This is a genomic window from Pseudomaricurvus alkylphenolicus (genome assembly GCF_011683955.1).
Taxonomy (GTDB): domain Bacteria; phylum Pseudomonadota; class Gammaproteobacteria; order Pseudomonadales; family Cellvibrionaceae; genus Pseudomaricurvus; species Pseudomaricurvus alkylphenolicus.
The window spans coordinates 243,879-260,807 of sequence record NZ_JAAQPI010000006.1; the positions used below are offsets into that span (position 1 = coordinate 243,879).

Sequence of the window (16,929 nt, forward strand, 5' to 3'; positions counted from 1 at the left end):
CCCTTCTGCATTGCCCTTTGATGGGGCGGCATTCTAACAAAGCTCGGGGGACGATATCCACGACGGATTATTTCGACGACGCCGAGGGTGAAAATTTGACCACCAGAGTTTCAAGCGACAGGGCCTTATCCAGCTCCCGTTTCAGTTGCCCGGCCTTGTCACGGTTGATTTTGGGACCGACGTACACTCTCGTCACCACACCCTTGCTGGTCTTAAGTGTACGACTAAAAGCGGGGTAATCGTCCGCCAAAAGCTGATCCCGCAGTACATTGGCGCGCTCCGGGGTCTTATAACTGGCAACCTGCACCGCCCAGGCCTTGGGTACCCCCTGCTCATCCAGCACCGCTTTTTTACCAGTCGATGATGGCGGTTTGATTGCCTCAGGCACTGCCGCGGGCTTGCTTTCGCCCAAGGGTCTGGATTCAGCGACCGGACCAGCCTCCTCAGGTAACAGCTGATACATCTCTGCCGCGGGCTTGACCGGTTCGATATCGTCGCGACGGGTGGGCGGTTTTATCTCCAGGGGAGCAATGGTGGGCGCGGGTGGTATCTGACTGGTGCGATCCACCGTGCGGCGTTGTTCATTGTCAAACAACACCGGTATGAAAATGATTCCGAGCGCCCCCAGCACGGCGGCCCCGACAAGCCGCTGTTTCAGTCCGTCATCCACTAACCTGCCCTCCAAGCACAGCCATTGCCTCAGCCACGGTAAAAAAGGAGCCCATAATCACCACCCGATCGCCGGCAACAGCGTTGGTATTCGCGATCGCAGAGGCGACATCGCCATGGCGCCCGGCGTCAACGCCAAGTTCCGTGAAATCGCCCAGCAGCTGGTCAGCGGTGGCCGCCCTGGGAATATGAGACAACTCGGCAACATGCCAGTGCGTCACTTGAGAAAGCAAGGGTTTGAGAACACCCTGTCGGTCTTTGTCTGCCATGATAGCGGTGATGGCGTGGGTCGTGGCCGGCTCCAGGCTGCCGAGGTGTTCCGCCAGCAAGGCGGCGGCGGCGGGGTTATGAGCCACGTCCAAAATATACTCAACCCCATGGACGTTGATATGCTGAGCCCTACCGGGCAATTCCAGCTGAGTCATCACCTTAGCCACCTCATCATCCAGGTGCCCGTCCAGCAGTGCGAACGCCTGCAGGGCTGCGGCCACGCTGACCAGTGGCAATCGGGGAAGTGGTAAATGATACAGCTCCAGTGGCTCACCCTCCGACGTCACACCGCTGAAGTCCCAATGCCCTGAGTGCTGCTCCATATTCATGGACATGCCCATAGCGACCCACAAGGCGCCAATCTCGTGTGCATAGTCCGCCACAGTCTCAGGTGCCCCAAGGTCTGCGCAGATAGCCCAGCGGTTCGGGCGGTAGATACCGGCTTTTTCCCGCCCGATAACATTGATATCCGAACCCAGCCAGTCCTGATGGTCGAGATCGATCGAGGTCACCACAGCCACATCGGCATCCAGGATATTAACGGCATCCAATCGTCCACCCAACCCGACTTCCAGCAACATAACGTCGACATTCAGTTGCTGGAAAATATCGATGGCTGCAAGGGTACCGAACTCAAAATAGGTCAGCGAGATATCGCCGCGAGCCTGGTCAATGCGCTCAAAAGATTCACAAATCAACGCATCCTCTACCGATTGCCCGTCGACCCGGATGCGCTCGTTGTAATGCAGCAGATGGGGAGATGTAAAGGCTCCAACTTTGTCGCCGCGCTGACGACACAAGAGCTCAAGCGTGGCCACACAGGACCCTTTGCCGTTGGTTCCGGCAACAGAGACCACCTTGGCCTCAGGCTGCAGCAACCCCATGCGTTCGGCAACGGCTCTTACCCGTTCAAGCCCCATATCTATCTCTGAGCTGTGCAGTGTCTCCTGCCAGCTCAGCCAGTCCTGCAATTGGGAAAATCTCATCGGCTATATGACCTTGCTGTTTGCCCTTGTCGTCAGCGTAGGAGTCAGTCAGTGGGTTGGATCATATCTCGTCCCCAAAATAAAAAAGCCCCGTCACGGGGCTTTTTTATTTTGGGGTCCGGCTGGGCTGCATTGTAGCAGCGAAGCCGAGCCAGATCACGCCGCAGGGCGTTCTGTGAATTTGGCCAACAACCCAGAGATGCGATCGCGCATTTCCGCACGGGGAATGATCATATCGATCGCACCGTGGTCCAACAGGAACTCCGCTCGCTGAAATCCGGCGGGCAGTTTCTGGCGAATGGTCTGCTCAATGATATTAGGGCCTGCAAAACCGGCGCGGGCACCCGGCTCCGCCGCGTTAATATCCCCGAGCAGGGCCAGACTGGCGGATACACCGCCATAAACGGGGTCGGTCATGATTGAGATGTAGGGCGTGCCCTGTTGCTTCAAACGCTCAATCACAGCGCTGGTCTTGGCCATCTGCATCAGGGAGATCAGGGCCTCCTGCATGCGTGCGCCGCCTGTGGCGGAAAAACAGATCAGGGGAATGTCCTCTTCCAGGGCCACCTGAGCGGCACGGGTGAACTTCTCTCCCACCACGTAACCCATAGAGCCACCATGAAAAGCAAATTCAAAGGCAACCGCCACGACAGGCTTGCCGTTTAACTCCCCGCGCATTGCCACCAGCGCGTCTTTTTCGCCGGTAGCCTTTTGGGCAGCGCTCAGGCGATCTTTGTACTTCTTCAGATCCTTGAACTTGAGGCGGTCGATAGGCTCCACCTCGACCGCCAGTTCCTGGCGATTGCCCTCATCGAGGAACACATCCAAACGGCGACGTGCGCCAATGCGCATATGGTGGTCACACTTTGGACAAACGTCCAAGTTACGCTCCAGTTCAGGGCGGTAGAGCACCGCACTGCACTTGACGCATTTCTTCCACAGCCCTTCGGGCACTTTGCTTTGCCCGCGACCACGCTGGGTGCGCACAGCGGAGGGGACAATCTTGTCAATCCAACTCATAAGATCACGTCTCTGTGATAGGTGGTTAATCTTTCAGTTCATCCAGACCGGCACGGATCGGCTGCAACAGATCACACACCGCCTTGGCAATATCCTCCGCCGACTGATCGGCGGCCTTGCCCATCGCGTCGACCAGCACGCTGCCCACCACGGCGCCATCGGCGGTTCGGGCAATGGCTTTGGCGGTATCGGCGTCTTTGATGCCAAATCCCACGCAGATGGGCAGTTCAGTCCGGCCTCGCCAGGCCGCCAGCTTCTCTTCCACGGAGGTGACATCCAGGTGCCCCGCTCCAGTCACACCCTTGAGGGAGACATAATAGAGGAAGCCACTGGCCACACCCATGATCGTGTCCGCGCGTTCCGGTGTCGTCGTTGGAGCCAGCAGGAAGATATTTTCAATACCTACCTTTTTCAGCTCCTGGTTGAGCGGTCCAGCCTCTTCTGCAGGCAGATCCACCGTCAGCAATCCGTCTACACCTGCGTCGCCCGCATTTTGTGCAAAGGTTTGGTATCCCATGCGTTCGACCGGGTTTGCATAGCCCATCAGCACTACTGGTGTGTGATTATTGGTTTGGCGAAATTCCTTGACCACGGCCATTGTGGACTTCAATGAGGTCTTATTGGCCAGCGCACGTTCGTGCCCCAAGGCAATCACCGGCCCTTCTGCCATGGGATCGGAAAAAGGCACACCCAACTCGATAATATCGACACCGGTTTCCACCATCGCGTGCATGGTGGTCAGCGTCGCCTCAGGCACGGGATCACCGTTAACGATGTAGGCCACCAGTGCCTTGCGGCCGTCTTGCCGGGCTTGATTTAAACAGGATTCAATTCGATTCATGGGGCTTAGACCTCGATTCCATCAATGGCTGCTACGGTGAGGATATCCTTGTCACCGCGCCCCGACAGGTTGACCACAATGGTCTCGTCTTTTGACATGGTCTTGGCCAGTTTAGCGGCGTAGGCCAACGCATGGCTGGATTCCAGTGCCGGCATAATACCTTCTACCCGAGTGAGGGTACGGAACGCGTCCATGGCTTCGTCGTCGTTGATAGCCACATATTCCGCGCGTCCAATATCCTTTAACCAGGAATGCTCCGGTCCAACTCCGGGATAATCGAGTCCCGCAGAAACTGAGTGGGTTTCTATGATCTGGCCGTCTTCATCTTCCATCAGGTAGGTGCGATTACCGTGCAGAACGCCGGGAATACCATCGTTCAACGGAGCCGCATGCTGCCCTGTCTCAACCCCGTATCCGCCGGCTTCCACCCCGTAAATCCTGACACTGTCATCGGACAGGAATGGATGAAACAAGCCGATAGCATTGGAACCACCACCCACACAGGCCACAAGGGCATCGGGCAGACGCCCCGTCATATCCAGACACTGTTGGCGTGCCTCGCGGCCGATTACGCACTGGAAGTCACGTACCAGCTGCGGATAGGGATGTGGTCCGGCGACAGTACCAATAATGTAGAAGGTGTCATCGACGTTGGTGACCCAGTCACGCATGGCTTCGTTCATGGCGTCTTTTAACGTCCGGGAACCGGATTCAACAGCGTGTACCTCCGCACCCAGCAATTTCATGCGATAAACATTCAATGCCTGACGTTGAACGTCTTCGGCGCCCATGTAAACTTCGCACTTCAACCCCAATCGCGCGGCCACGGTGGCAGACGCCACACCATGTTGACCAGCACCGGTCTCGGCAATAATGCGGGACTTGCCACTGTATTTTGCCAACAGAGCCTGGCCGATTGTGTTGTTAACCTTGTGCGCGCCAGTGTGGTTGAGATCCTCACGCTTGAGATAAATCTGCGCTCCACCCAGCTGCTCGCTCCATCGCTCCGCATGATAGAGCGGCGAAGGCCGGCCAACGTAATGGGCCAGATCCTTATCGAATTCAGCCTGGAAGGCCGGGTCGTCCTTCAGGCGAGTGTACATCTGCTCAAGCTCTTCCAGAGCCGGCATCAGCGTTTCGGACACAAACTTGCCCCCGTAAGGACCAAAGTGGCCCCGGCTGTCCGGGAATTGGGAATAATCCACGGCTGCCTGCTTTTCTACTTCACTCACTGTTTTCTCCGGTTTTGGCGCGACGCACAAAGGTCGCTATCTTTTCGGCATCTTTTTGGCCTGGGCTGGATTCAACGCCACCGCTGACATCCACCCCGTAGACGCCAGTCGCTTGCACGGCGACGGCAACGTTTTCAGGGTTCAGACCTCCCGCCAACACCAGAGGGCGCGGAGGATTGCGAGGGACTCGCTGCCAGTCAAAAGTCTCTCCTGTGCCCCCCGGCACACCGGGGCGATAGGCATCCAGCAGAATACCAGCGGCACTGGGATACTGGTTGATCAAGGGAGCCACGTCCAGCTCTGGTTTCATACGCAGCGCTTTCATATAGGGTTGCCCAAAATGGCGACAATATTGCTCATCTTCATCGCCATGAAACTGCAGCAGGTGCAGGCCCACCTCATCGCAGAGTTGCTTGACCTGAGTCGCCGACTCATTGACAAACAAACCCACAACGGTGACAAATGGCCCCACGATTCTGGCGATAGCCGCCGCCTGCTGTGGCTCAACATAGCGAGGGCTCTTGGAGTAAAACACCAGGCCGATGGCATCCGCACCCGCCGCAACGGCCGCCTCTGCATCGGCCTCAGAGGTGATACCGCAAATTTTGACTCTGACAGGGGAATTCATGAATAACTAAAAGGACTGTGTAAAACAAGAGCGCGATACTAGCAGATTTGTGCGGGAAATGCTTCCGCTCAATCACCGCTATCGCCCGTGGTCAAAGGCATTCATCGATTATGTTCATCACCGAATGCGCCCAGAGACTCGGCAAAAAATACCGGTCCGGGACTGGCGCTCGGCAGCTGAAAGGACACAGGGTAATCCACCGCCACCAGATGCAGGCCATTGGGCTTGGCGGTCACCCCACCTTTACGGCGATCACGATGCTCCAGCACCTCGCTCACCCACTCAGAAGGCTGCTCTCCCTTGCCCACCGCCAGCAACACGCCCATGATGTTGCGCACCATGTGATGAAGAAACGCATTGGCCTGAATCTCAACCACTACCAGCTCACCGCGCCTCGCAATATGCAGATAGTGGATCTCCCGCACCGGACTGCGCGCCTGACACTGGGAGGCCCGAAAGGAACTGAAGTCGTGCCGCCCGATCAGCACAGCAGCACCTTGACGCATGGCTTCCAGATCCAGTGAATGGCGAACCCAGGTTAACTGCTCAAACCCCAAGGCCGGACGACTGGGTCCATTGTATATCACATAGCGATAGGTACGATTGCGAGCGCTAAAGCGCGCATGAAACCGGGGGGAGACCTCTTTCGCCCATTTGACGCTGACGGTGTCGGGTATAAGTGCATTCACCCCCATGGTCCAGGCCTTGGATGGCCGGCAAGACAGGGTATCAAAATGCACGATCTGATTAGTGCCGTGAACACCAGTATCTGTGCGACCGGCGCAGACCAGTGTCAGCGATTCATCCGCCACCTTGGAAAGTGCCGTTTCCAAACGCTGCTGCACGGTATCCACGCCGCTGGGCTGTTTTTGAAAGCCGTGAAAGGCCGCCCCATTGTATTCCACCCCCAGAGCAATCCGATGCATCTGTTCAGGGAATACCCCTTCTTCCAGGATTTCAACGTTACGGCTGTAGGGCTTTTGGGTGGGAGGATAAATATCGGACATAGGATAGGGAACAGTCAAAGAAAGGGGTTATCATGGGGTCAGACTGCTTGTTTTCAAATTGAAGCGTCTGACCTCATGATACCCTGACCCCTGATTCCGAGGGGGAAATAAAAAGTGATTAGCCTATACGGGAAAGCAGCTCCTCGGCCTCCTGTTTTTGCTCGTCGCTGCCTTCCTGAACCACTTCATCGAGAATGTCTTTGGCGCCATCCTGATCACCCATATCAATATAGGCTCTTGCGAGATCCAACTTGGTCGCCGCCTCATCAGTATCTGCCAGAAAATCCAGCTCGGCGTCCAGGTCTTCATCCGTGAGGTCATCGTCGCCCGCGAGTGCATCTTCTGGTTCGGGTAACTCGGACAGTGCCTCACTGAAAACATCATCCTGCGCACTTTCAGCCGCCGGCAGTTCCGTCTCAACTTCCGGCTCACGCATCAGCGTGTCATCCAGGTCGTCAGACATATCAGTGACTGCTTCAACCGTTTCCGCACGCACCAAAGTGACATCATCGTCAACGGGTGCTTCTGCCAGCGTAGGAATATCGGTGCCTTCTTCCTCCGTTTCGACATCCAGCACCGCATCCAAATCCAGATCACCTGACAGATCGGTGTCCAGGCTGAATTCCTCCAAATCAGCAGTCTGGTCGCCTTCGTCTTCGGAAGTGAGATCCATATCGGATGCCAGGGCATCAACCTCATCATCCAGTGCCGAGAGATCAATATCGGCCTCAATTTTGTCATCATCGAGATCAAAAGCTTCGCCGAGCTGATCATCCTCAGCGCTGAGATCCAACTCCGCTTCCAGGCTCTCAGACTCAAGCGCGTCGTCATCGCTGTCATCGGGAAACTCGAGGTCAAAGTCCGCCTCTGCGGGCTGCAGATCCGCCTCTGACTCTGTCTCCGTTTCCAGGTCCATGGCTTCGAGTTCAGCGTTAATGGCGTCGGCGTCGATGGCTTCGGTTGCCTCATCGTCGAGTTCTAGAGCATCCTCGCTATCAAACTCTGCCGCCAACTCTTGCAGGTCGGCATCCAGGTCAGCGGAGGGCTCTTCATCGGCTGAGGGCTCTTCATCGGCTGAGGGCTCTTCATCGGCCGGGGGCTCCTCATCGGCTGAGGGCTCCTCAAATTCCGTGGCAAATTCTTCAAATTCCGCTGAGGGCTCTTGATCGGCTGAGGGCTCTTCAACAGCTGAGGGCTCCTCAAAAGAGAGATCCTCGTCAAGCAAAGCGGATTCTTCTTCGAAGAACGCCGAAGGTTCTTCTTCGGACTCCGGTTCGGGTGGTTGCTCCTCAAATTCGGCAGACAGATCGAATTCGGCTTCAGGTTCCTCGTCGACTGAGAGCTCTTCCGATTCCTCAAGTGCTGGAGCTTCTGCGTCAAAATCCGCGTCGAGCGCGTTGTCCAACTCGTTCAGCTCTGCAGATAAATCCATCTCCGCACTGTCGGATTCCGAGGTTTCGACATCCCAGTCCAGAGAGAATTCCTCTTCAGCCGCAGAGCCTTCTTCTACAGCCCCCTCATCGCCTTGAACATCCAGATCAGCGCTGTCTTCCAGCTCTCCAAGATCTAATTCGAGGGAAGTGTCTGCCGCCAGTTCCGACTCCGCCGATTCAGTTTCAGTGGCGAAGTCGTCTTCCAGATTAAGATCGAACGAAACCTCTGAACCATCCTCTTCGGTTTCCACATCACCCAAATCGAGATCGAGATCGAGAGCTTCTGAAGAATCCACCTCCAGATCGGTGAGATCAAGATCCAGCTCTTCGTCCTGAGCAGCTTCCACCCCGTCGTCGCCGAGATCAAAATCCATGGCGAAATCTTCGGACTGATCATCTGTCGCTGAGGGCTGATCTTCCAACGCTGAAGGCTGATCTTCCAACGCTGAGGGCTGATCTTCCAAAGCTGAAGGCTCTTCCCCCAACAGGGCGTCATCAAATGCGGGGGCATCCTCGAACTGCATGCGCAGATCTTCGGCCCTGGCAGTGGCACCTGAATCATTAGCGGCCACAACCCGAGCGTATTGCTGATCAAACTTGTCCAGCTCTTTGGTCTCGGTGTAGACCTCCATCAATTTCAAGCGAGCGGACAAATCATTTTCATCTGCTTCCAAAGACTTCAGCAGCATTTCCTCTGCCTGGTCCAATTTGCCGTAGGCGATATAGATATCCGCTTCGCCAACCGCGTCGCCGGTCTGAGACTCGGTAGACAACGAAGGTTCGGCTTCGGCCTCTGTTTCCTGCTCTTCAAACAGAGCGTCGGCATCCGCGTCCAATTCAGACAAAATGTCCTCATCAACAGCCGCTTCTTCAACCAGCTCTTCAGTGGTCTCTGCCTCTGGCTCCTCAAACACCGGCTGCTCCGGCTCAGCAACTGGCGCTGGCACCAGTTCTGTTTCCTCCTCCTCAGACTGTCGTCGTCTCAGCAGTAACAATACCCCCACAACCACCGCGAGCAACCCCCCGCCGATGTACAGCAGGTTATCCATCAGCCTATCCATCAACGACGGCGGCTTCGGCTGGGACCGGACAACACTGGTTGGATCGGGCGTCGAAGGAGGTTTAGTGGCTGGAGGAGGTGTGGGAGTCGCTGTAACCGGCGGTGCCGCCGGCGTCGCACTGACAAGGGTATCGTCTTGTGTGGGAGCGGTAGCACCTTCAGAAACCGCCAGATCCCGTTCAGATTGCTGACTGGCCAATTGCAGGGCGCGCAGCTCCTGACTGGACACCTCAAGCAACCGCTCCATGGTACCTATCTGCTCTTCGAGCTCCCTCACCCGATCAGTAAGTTCAGCGTTTTCCCTGCGAGACTTGTCAAGCTCCTCCAATGCGGAACTGAGCTCACCCTGAAGGCCCTCAGTATCGCCACCTGTCTCACCGGCGGCGCGTCCAGATTCGGAATCATACGAAGACGAGCTGCCCGCCACCTTCAGGCGACCTGACACCTCTTCATTACTCTCAGCCCTGGTCGCGCGGCGTTTGCCCCCCGCCAGCTGCGCGCCGAGATTACCGCTGCTCCACTGCTCATTCTGGTAAGCCACTTCACTGACGGCCTGGCGGCTGTTGACACCGGCGATATCGTCCGCACTGGGCACCCGGAGCACTTGCCCTTTGCGCAGCAGGTTGATATTGCCATTGATAAACGCCTCAGGATTAAGGCTCTGAATCGCCAGCATCGTCTGATGGACACTGAACTCCCGGCTGGGGCGTACATTCAGGGCAATCTCCCACAAAGTATCGCTGGAACTGACGGGCCCATAGACATTGCCACCACGGGCGTCAGATCTGGCAACCTGACGGGGAGTGCTTTGACGCTCGGCTGCCGGCTCACGGCGGGAAACAGTCGCCGGCTGCTGAGAACGGGGCTGCACCTCGCGGCGCGGCTCACCCACAGGCGCTTGCGGTGCTGTGCGGGCGCTCTGCACCGGACGGACGTTGTCGTCGGAAAAGACGGGCAAATCCATCAACAGCGTATATTCACGCAAGATACGGCCGCTGGGCCATTGGGTTTCGAGCAGAAAATTCAGGTAGGGTTCACGAACCGGCTTGCGGCTGGTCACTCGTACAAACGGCGCTGACGGCCCTTCGAGCACCACCTCAAAACGCAGCTCAGTCAGGAAAAACAGACGATCAATACCCGCTCGCTGGAAATCCTCACGGGACGCAATCGCGACCAGAATCTCATCTTTCGAGAGATCCCTCGCCTGAAGCAGCTTAATTTCTGCTTCCAGCGGCTGATTCAAAGTGGAATTGAGTTTTATTTCTCCAAGCCCCAGGGCACTGGCTAACTCTGCCCCCAAGGCTCCCGCCAAACCCACGGCTAACGCCAGCTTACGAAGACGCATAGAACGTTCCTTTTGTTATCCCCTCGCCCCACAGAGCCATCATGACTGTAAACGACGATTGCGGTCGAAACGTGCTACTCCGACGCGATCATCGGTCTGGCTGCGAAGAATACCACCCGAAGTTGAAGAACAAACCTCGAATGATTCTCCAGTAATGGCCGTAAGTATTCATTATAAATAGCTTTTTAGCAACAACAGGGCCATTCAGAACAGGTTGGGGGACTCCCCGGTCGCATAAAATTAGACCCAATGCACAAAACTCGGTTTTTTTCGCCGACCGATATCTATTGAGGATAGATCACTCGGAGCCATGCACAAGCACCGAAAACCGTGAGAATAGGGATATTTTGAGAAGTGCTCAAAGAGCGGCAGAAAAGCAAGAGAAGACTGGCCGCGACAGCGGCCAGCCCAGGCACAATCAGGCCTCGCGCAAGATACGCAACATGCGGCGCAGAGGTTCAGCCGCGCCCCACAGCAACTGATCACCCACAGTGAAGGCGTTCAGATACTCAGGTCCCATATTCATTTTACGGATACGGCCCACAGGAATGGACAAGGTACCGGTCACCTTGGTCGGGGTCAGATCAGACATAGTCAGGTCACGATCATTGGGAACAACCGTCGCCCACTCATTGGCCTCAGCCAGGATAGACTCCACATCGGAAACAGGAACATCCCTGGTCAACTTGATGGTCAACGCCTGACTATGACAACGCATGGCCCCGATACGCACACAGGTACCATCAATTGCGATCGGATTGCCGCTTCGACCCAGGATCTTGTTGGTCTCCGTCTGTCCCTTCCACTCTTCACGGCTCTGGCCGTTTTCCAACTGAGTGTCGATAAACGGCAGCAGACTGCCAGCCAGAGGATGACCAAATTGATCCGTGGGGAATTCACCACTGCGCATGGTTTCAGCAATCTTGCGATCGATATCCAGAATCGCGCTGGCGGGATCCGCCAACTCGGTCGCCACACTGTCACGCAGAGCCCCCATCTGACTGATCAACTCACGCATATTCTGAGCACCGGCGCCACTGGCGGCCTGATAGGTCATGGCAGACACCCACTCCACCAGACCTTCCTGAAAGAGTCCGCCCAAGCCCATCAGCATCAAACTCACGGTGCAGTTGCCACCGATGTAGTTTTTAACGCCATTTGCGAGACCGTCTTTCACTACATTGGCATTAACCGGGTCCAGCACGATGATTGCGTCATCTGACATACGCAGACTGGAAGCCGCATCGATCCAGTAGCCCTGCCAGCCGGAAGCCCTGAGATCACCAAACACAGACTTGGTGTAATCACCGCCCTGACAGGACACAATGGCGTCCATCGTCGCCAATTCTTTAATATCACGCGCGTCTTTCAATGTCGGAATGTCTTTACCAATCGTAGGGCCCTGACCCCCCACATTAGAAGTGGTAAAGAAAATCGGCTCGATATCCGCGAAATCATTCTCCGCCAACATCCGCTCCATCAAAACGGAGCCCACCATGCCACGCCAACCAACAAAACCTACACGCATTTTTTCAATCTCTAAAAGTCAGGGTTAAAAATAAATTCCCAAACTGCCGCCGGGGCAGAAAATTGGGGGCGAAATAATAGCACAGATTAGAGGGGCTGTGGGCTTGAGGATTGGCACATGGGACAACATACCCAATACCCGATGTTTCTCCATATTAACTATTTGAAGTTAAGACGTTCAGAACCATAAAGGCAGGGTACCTCGGTCCAAAGGGTGGCTGGGTGTCCCCTGGAGGGGCATTTTAAGCGAACGCCGAAAGAGCCAATGAGACAAGCGTTTCTCAGCTTGGCTCATTGGGGACTGAGGGAAGCCCGGAGGGCCGGTAGCGTGCCCCTCCAGGGGATTCCCAGCCGCCCGTTGTGGCACAAAATTATCAGTCCCTTTCGCCCTTTCCGCAAAGACAAAAGTGGGTCAAAGCGCCGCTACAACCGCATCACCCATCGCAGAAGTAGAAACCTGAGTCATACCATCAGACATAATATCCCCGGTACGCAACCCCTGATCCAACACCTTACTCACAGCCGCCTCAATACGATCCGCAGACTCACTGGCATTCAACGAATAACGCAACATCATCGCCGCCGACATAATCGTCGCCAGCGGATTGGCGACACCCTGCCCGGCAATATCCGGCGCACTGCCATGAGAAGGCTCATAGAACCCCTTATTGCCCTCATTCAGAGAAGCCGATGGCAACATACCGATAGAGCCGGTCAACATAGACGCCTCATCCGACAGAATATCCCCAAACAGATTACCGGTGACAATCACATCAAACTGCTTCGGATTCACCACCAACTGCATCGCCGCGTTGTCCACATACATATGGCTCAACTCAACCTCCGGATAATCCTTGGCGACCTCCTCCATGATCTCACGCCACAGCACCGTCACTTCCAGCACATTCGCCTTATCGACAGAACACACCTTCTTGCCGCGTTTCTGTGCCGCATCAAAAGCCACCCTGGCAATACGACGAATCTCAGACTCGCTGTAAATATCCGTGTTATAACCCTGACGCTCACCGTTCTCCAGCGTGCGAATACCACGTGGCTCACCAAAGTAAATGCCACCGGTCAACTCACGCACAATCAGAATATCCAAACCGGCAACCAACTCCGGCTTCAGAGGTGAGGCATCCGCCAACTGAGCGAATGTAATCGCCGGACGCAGATTGGCAAACAAATCCAGATCCGAACGAATATCCAACAGACCCGCCTCCGGACGCAGATGACGTTCGGTTTTGCCGTCCCACTTGGGGCCACCAACCGCACCAAACAAAATAGCGTCCGCAGCACGCGCTTTCTCACGGGTATCTTCGGGATAAGGATGCCCATGCTCGTCGTAAGCACGACCACCCAGCATACCCTCAATAAAATTCAGACCCAGCTGGTCTTTCTCATTCACCGCCTCCAACACCTTGCGAGCTTCGGCGATGATCTCAGGACCGATACCGTCCCCTTCCATAATCAGTACATTGCGTGACATAGCATAAATTCCAAATTGTTATTCGGGCTGAATCGCACCAAACAGCCAGGGCGCCTGCTGCTTGCGACGGACTTCGTATTCGCGGATAGCATCGGCTTCCTGCAACGTAAGACCGATATCATCCAAACCGTTCAGCAAACAGTGCTTGCGAAACTCATCCACCTCAAAGCCAAAACTCTCACCACTTGGAGTCGTCACAGTTTGGGCCTCAAGATCGATATCCAGCTCGTAGCCTTCTGTGGCGTACATTTCCTGGAACAACTGTTCAACAATCTCAGCGGACAAAATGATCGGTAACAGTCCGTTCTTAAACGAGTTATTGAAGAAAATATCCGCATAACTCGGCGCGATAACGGCGCGAAAGCCATAATCGTCCAGCGCCCAGGGCGCATGCTCACGACTGGAGCCGCAACCAAAGTTTTCGCGAGCCAACAAGATACTGGCGCCCTGGTAACGAGGGAAATTCAGCGGAAACTCCTCGTTCAGCGGGCGACCACTGCAATCCTGATCGGGCAAACCCTCATCCAGATAACGCAGCTCATCGAACAGGTTTTTGCCAAAACCGGTACGCTTGATGGACTTTAAAAAATTCTTGGGAATGATCATATCGGTATCAACGTTGGCGCGATCCATAGGCGCCGCGATACCTTTTACCTGAGTAAAGCTTTTCATATGCGCAATCCTTACAAATCTCTAACGTCGACAAAATGACCGGCAATCGCTGCCGCCGCGGCCATAGCGGGACTCACCAGATGAGTGCGGCCACCGTAGCCCTGACGACCTTCAAAGTTGCGGTTGGACGTTGAAGCACAATGCTCGCCATTGCCCAACTTGTCGGCATTCATCGCCAGACACATGGAACAACCCGGCTCGCGCCACTCGAAACCGGCCTCCAACAGAATCTTGTCCAGACCTTCGGCTTCCGCCTGAGCCTTCACCTGGCCGGAACCCGGAACCACCATCGCCTGAATCACAGAGTCAGCCACCTGGCGACCTTTGGCAACTTCGGCTGCCGCACGAACATCCTCAATTCGAGAGTTAGTGCAAGAACCGATAAAGACACGATCAACACTAATGTCGGTAATCTTCTGTCCCGCCTCAAGCCCCATATACTCCAGCGCACGCTCAATGCCGGACTTCTTCACCGGATCATTTTCCTCGGCGGGATTGGGCACAGCGGCATCCACCGGCAACACCATCTCCGGAGACGTGCCCCAACTCACCTGCGGCTTGATACTGGCGCCGTCGATCTCGACAACCTTATCAAACACCGCATCATCATCACTGACCAACTGCTTCCAATCGGCAACAGCGGCCTCCCACTGGTCGCCGGAAGGCGCGTAAGTGCGGCCTTTCACATACTCAATGGTGGTATCGTCCACCGCCACCATACCGGCGCGGGCGCCCGCTTCGATCGCCATGTTACAGACCGTCATACGGCCCTCCATGGACATATCACGGAACACCTGACCACCGAACTCCATGGCGTAACCGGTACCACCGGCAGTACCGATCTCACCAATAATCGCCAGGACCACGTCTTTAGAGGTCACACCCTCGCCCAACTCGCCGTCCACCTTGATCAGCAGATTCTTCATCTTCTTGGCCACCAGACACTGGGTCGCCATCACATGCTCAACCTCAGATGTACCGATACCGTGAGCCAAAGCCCCCAGCGCACCATTGGTGGCGGTATGAGAATCACCACAAACAATGGTCATGCCCGGCAGGCAGGCACCTGTTTCGGGCCCAATCACATGGACAATACCCTGGCGCTTGTCGTTGATCTTAAATTCAACAATGCCAAACTCGTCGCAGTTATCATCCAGGGTCTGCACCTGAATCTTGGACACCGGATCCTCAATACCATCTACACCGGAAGCGCGCTCCTTCTGGGTCGTGGGCACATTGTGATCAGGCGTGGCCAGAATACTGTCCACACGCCAGGGCTTGCGGCCCGCCATTCGCAGCCCCTCAAAGGCCTGAGGCGTGGTCACTTCATGAATAATATGGCGATCGATATAAATCAACGCCGAGCCGTCATCCCGCTCTTTAACGAGATGGGCATCCCAGAGTTTGTCGTACAGGGTCTTGCCTGCCATTGGAAACCTCACAGGTGGCTAATGTCCGGTTGCTGGACGTTATTTTGGATACCGGGAGTCTGGTCACGGCTCCCTATGGTGGTGAATTCTAGGCCTCCACAACCAATAAGACAAATTCATCTTTTTTATAAATTACATTCCATTTGGGAATGCAATAATCTAACCTTATTCCTCGTGGAGGTCTGTGTTCTCGCCTCTGATCTCACCTCAAAAAGGAGCCAACTTGAATGGATACCCAGCACCTCAAGGCCTTCCTGACCGTTGCGCAACTGAGCTCATTCACCCTGGCTGCGGAACAACTGCACCTGACCCAACCCGCCATCAGCAAACGCATTGCCTCCCTGGAACAACAGCTCAATTGCAAGCTATTTGATCGTATCGGGCGGGACATCCACCTGACCGAAGCCGGCCGTGCCCTACTGCCTAGAGCGCGGACCATTCTGCAAACCGTCAAGGATACCGAACAGGCCCTATCCAACCTCAGTGGCCATATCAGCGGCACCCTGAAACTCGCCACCAGTCACCATATCGGCCTGCACCACCTGCCTCAGGTCCTCAAATACTTTACCCGCGAACACCCGGAAGTCGTGCTGGAACTCGAATTCCTGGACTCAGAGAAAGCCTATTCAGCCGTGCAGCGAGGTGAAGTGGAACTGGCCATGATCACCCTATCGCCCGAAGACACAGACAACACCACAGCCACCGTTCTCTGGCCCGACCCCTTGGCGTTTGTGGCCGCACCGGATCACCCTCTGACGAATGAACCCAATTGCGAACTCAAGAACCTGAGCCAATATCCGGCTATCCTGCCCGATCCGCTGACCTACACCACCCAACTGATCCGAAAACGCTTCGACGCCAAGCGCCTGCCGTTGCAAACCACCATGGCCACCAACTACCTGGAGACCATCAAAATGCTGGTCTCAATCGGTTTGGGCTGGAGTGCCCTGCCCCGCACCATGCTGGATGAACAATTGCGGGAACTGAAAATCCCGGGGCAATCTTTGCAACGCAATCTCGGCAGCATCCACCACAGCGCTCGCACATTAAGCAATGCCGCCGAAGCGTTTCTGGGGGCTTTGAAGCAACAGCCGGCGACTTTGGCCGGCTAGTGTAGTGCATCCGAAGTTGGTTTCAGAGTTGGTGCCAACACCCGTCGCGCTCAGAGCGCGCTGCTACAGCGTGAAATACGCACCAGTGCAAATTACCACCGAAACGAAATAACAATGAGGCACCACAATTGACGCACCGCGTTGTAAAAGGTGGCTGGGGTGCGGTTTCCGGAGCATTAAAGAGGGTGCCGAAGGAGTCAAAAAGACC

The 16,929-nt window shown here is 55.5% G+C and carries 13 protein-coding genes; 1 reads left to right on the forward strand and 12 read right to left on the reverse strand.

The features are described from left to right. Positions 1-67 precede the first annotated feature (67 nt). The 12 genes from HBA55_RS17115 to leuC form a co-directional block, all read right to left on the reverse strand. Positions 68-670, reverse strand: coding sequence for an SPOR domain-containing protein (locus HBA55_RS17115; protein WP_166993908.1), 603 nt, complete (start codon positions 668-670; stop codon positions 68-70). Continuing rightward, positions 663-1,925 (reverse strand): bifunctional tetrahydrofolate synthase/dihydrofolate synthase, encoded by a 1,263-nt coding sequence (gene folC / locus HBA55_RS17120; protein WP_166993910.1) that lies wholly within the window; start codon positions 1,923-1,925, stop codon positions 663-665. The genes HBA55_RS17115 and folC overlap by 8 nt, the downstream gene beginning before the upstream one ends. A gap of 156 nt (positions 1,926-2,081) precedes the next feature. Next, positions 2,082-2,945, reverse strand: a complete 864-nt coding sequence (accD, locus tag HBA55_RS17125) for an acetyl-CoA carboxylase, carboxyltransferase subunit beta (RefSeq protein ID WP_166993912.1) — start codon at positions 2,943-2,945, stop codon at positions 2,082-2,084. A 25-nt stretch (positions 2,946-2,970) separates the two neighbouring features. Then, positions 2,971-3,786 carry a tryptophan synthase subunit alpha gene (gene trpA, locus HBA55_RS17130; RefSeq protein ID WP_166993914.1) on the reverse strand — a complete coding sequence of 272 codons (816 nt, stop codon included), beginning with the start codon at positions 3,784-3,786 and terminating at the stop codon, positions 2,971-2,973. Between the two features lie 5 nt (positions 3,787-3,791). Then, entirely contained in the window at positions 3,792-5,018 is a 1,227-nt protein-coding gene (trpB, locus tag HBA55_RS17135; protein WP_166993916.1) for a tryptophan synthase subunit beta, read from the reverse strand. After that, positions 5,011-5,646: a phosphoribosylanthranilate isomerase gene (locus HBA55_RS17140; protein ID WP_166993918.1), complete on the reverse strand. Its 636-nt coding sequence runs from the start codon at positions 5,644-5,646 to the stop codon at positions 5,011-5,013. The genes trpB and HBA55_RS17140 overlap by 8 nt, the downstream gene beginning before the upstream one ends. Before the next feature lie 101 nt (positions 5,647-5,747). After that, positions 5,748-6,653 carry a tRNA pseudouridine(38-40) synthase TruA gene (truA, locus tag HBA55_RS17145; RefSeq protein ID WP_166993920.1) on the reverse strand — a complete coding sequence of 302 codons (906 nt, stop codon included), beginning with the start codon at positions 6,651-6,653 and terminating at the stop codon, positions 5,748-5,750. A 118-nt stretch (positions 6,654-6,771) separates the two neighbouring features. Continuing rightward, positions 6,772-10,491, reverse strand: a complete 3,720-nt coding sequence (locus HBA55_RS17150) for a FimV/HubP family polar landmark protein (RefSeq protein WP_166993922.1) — start codon at positions 10,489-10,491, stop codon at positions 6,772-6,774. Between the two features lie 418 nt (positions 10,492-10,909). After that, complete coding sequence (gene asd, locus HBA55_RS17155; protein WP_166993924.1) at positions 10,910-12,019, reverse strand: aspartate-semialdehyde dehydrogenase; 1,110 nt, start codon at positions 12,017-12,019, stop codon at positions 10,910-10,912. Positions 12,020-12,430: 411 nt separating this feature from the next. Beyond that, positions 12,431-13,507, reverse strand: coding sequence for a 3-isopropylmalate dehydrogenase (leuB, locus tag HBA55_RS17160; RefSeq protein ID WP_166993926.1), 1,077 nt, complete (start codon positions 13,505-13,507; stop codon positions 12,431-12,433). 18 nt (positions 13,508-13,525) lie between these two features. Next, positions 13,526-14,179 carry a 3-isopropylmalate dehydratase small subunit gene (gene leuD / locus HBA55_RS17165; RefSeq protein WP_166993928.1) on the reverse strand — a complete coding sequence of 218 codons (654 nt, stop codon included), beginning with the start codon at positions 14,177-14,179 and terminating at the stop codon, positions 13,526-13,528. Between the two features lie 11 nt (positions 14,180-14,190). Next, positions 14,191-15,609, reverse strand: coding sequence for a 3-isopropylmalate dehydratase large subunit (gene leuC, locus HBA55_RS17170; protein ID WP_166993930.1), 1,419 nt, complete (start codon positions 15,607-15,609; stop codon positions 14,191-14,193). 227 nt (positions 15,610-15,836) lie between these two features. On the opposite strand from leuC, the gene HBA55_RS17175 reads away from it, so the two are divergent. Further along, complete coding sequence (locus HBA55_RS17175) at positions 15,837-16,721, forward strand: LysR family transcriptional regulator (RefSeq protein WP_166993931.1); 885 nt, start codon at positions 15,837-15,839, stop codon at positions 16,719-16,721. Positions 16,722-16,929: the final 208 nt, after the last annotated feature.

Coding starts and splice junctions, on each gene's coding strand:
- folC (WP_166993910.1), bottom strand. CDS start 1,925: ATGAGATTTTCCCAATTGCAGGACTGGCTGAGCTGGCAGGAGACACTG.
- accD (WP_166993912.1), bottom strand. CDS start 2,945: ATGAGTTGGATTGACAAGATTGTCCCCTCCGCTGTGCGCACCCAGCGT.
- trpA (WP_166993914.1), bottom strand. CDS start 3,786: ATGAATCGAATTGAATCCTGTTTAAATCAAGCCCGGCAAGACGGCCGC.
- HBA55_RS17140 (WP_166993918.1), bottom strand. CDS start 5,646: ATGAATTCCCCTGTCAGAGTCAAAATTTGCGGTATCACCTCTGAGGCC.
- truA (WP_166993920.1), bottom strand. CDS start 6,653: ATGTCCGATATTTATCCTCCCACCCAAAAGCCCTACAGCCGTAACGTT.
- HBA55_RS17150 (WP_166993922.1), bottom strand. CDS start 10,491: ATGCGTCTTCGTAAGCTGGCGTTAGCCGTGGGTTTGGCGGGAGCCTTG.
- asd (WP_166993924.1), bottom strand. CDS start 12,019: ATGCGTGTAGGTTTTGTTGGTTGGCGTGGCATGGTGGGCTCCGTTTTG.
- leuB (WP_166993926.1), bottom strand. CDS start 13,507: ATGTCACGCAATGTACTGATTATGGAAGGGGACGGTATCGGTCCTGAG.
- leuD (WP_166993928.1), bottom strand. CDS start 14,179: ATGAAAAGCTTTACTCAGGTAAAAGGTATCGCGGCGCCTATGGATCGC.
- leuC (WP_166993930.1), bottom strand. CDS start 15,609: ATGGCAGGCAAGACCCTGTACGACAAACTCTGGGATGCCCATCTCGTT.
- HBA55_RS17175 (WP_166993931.1), top strand. CDS start 15,837: ATGGATACCCAGCACCTCAAGGCCTTCCTGACCGTTGCGCAACTGAGC.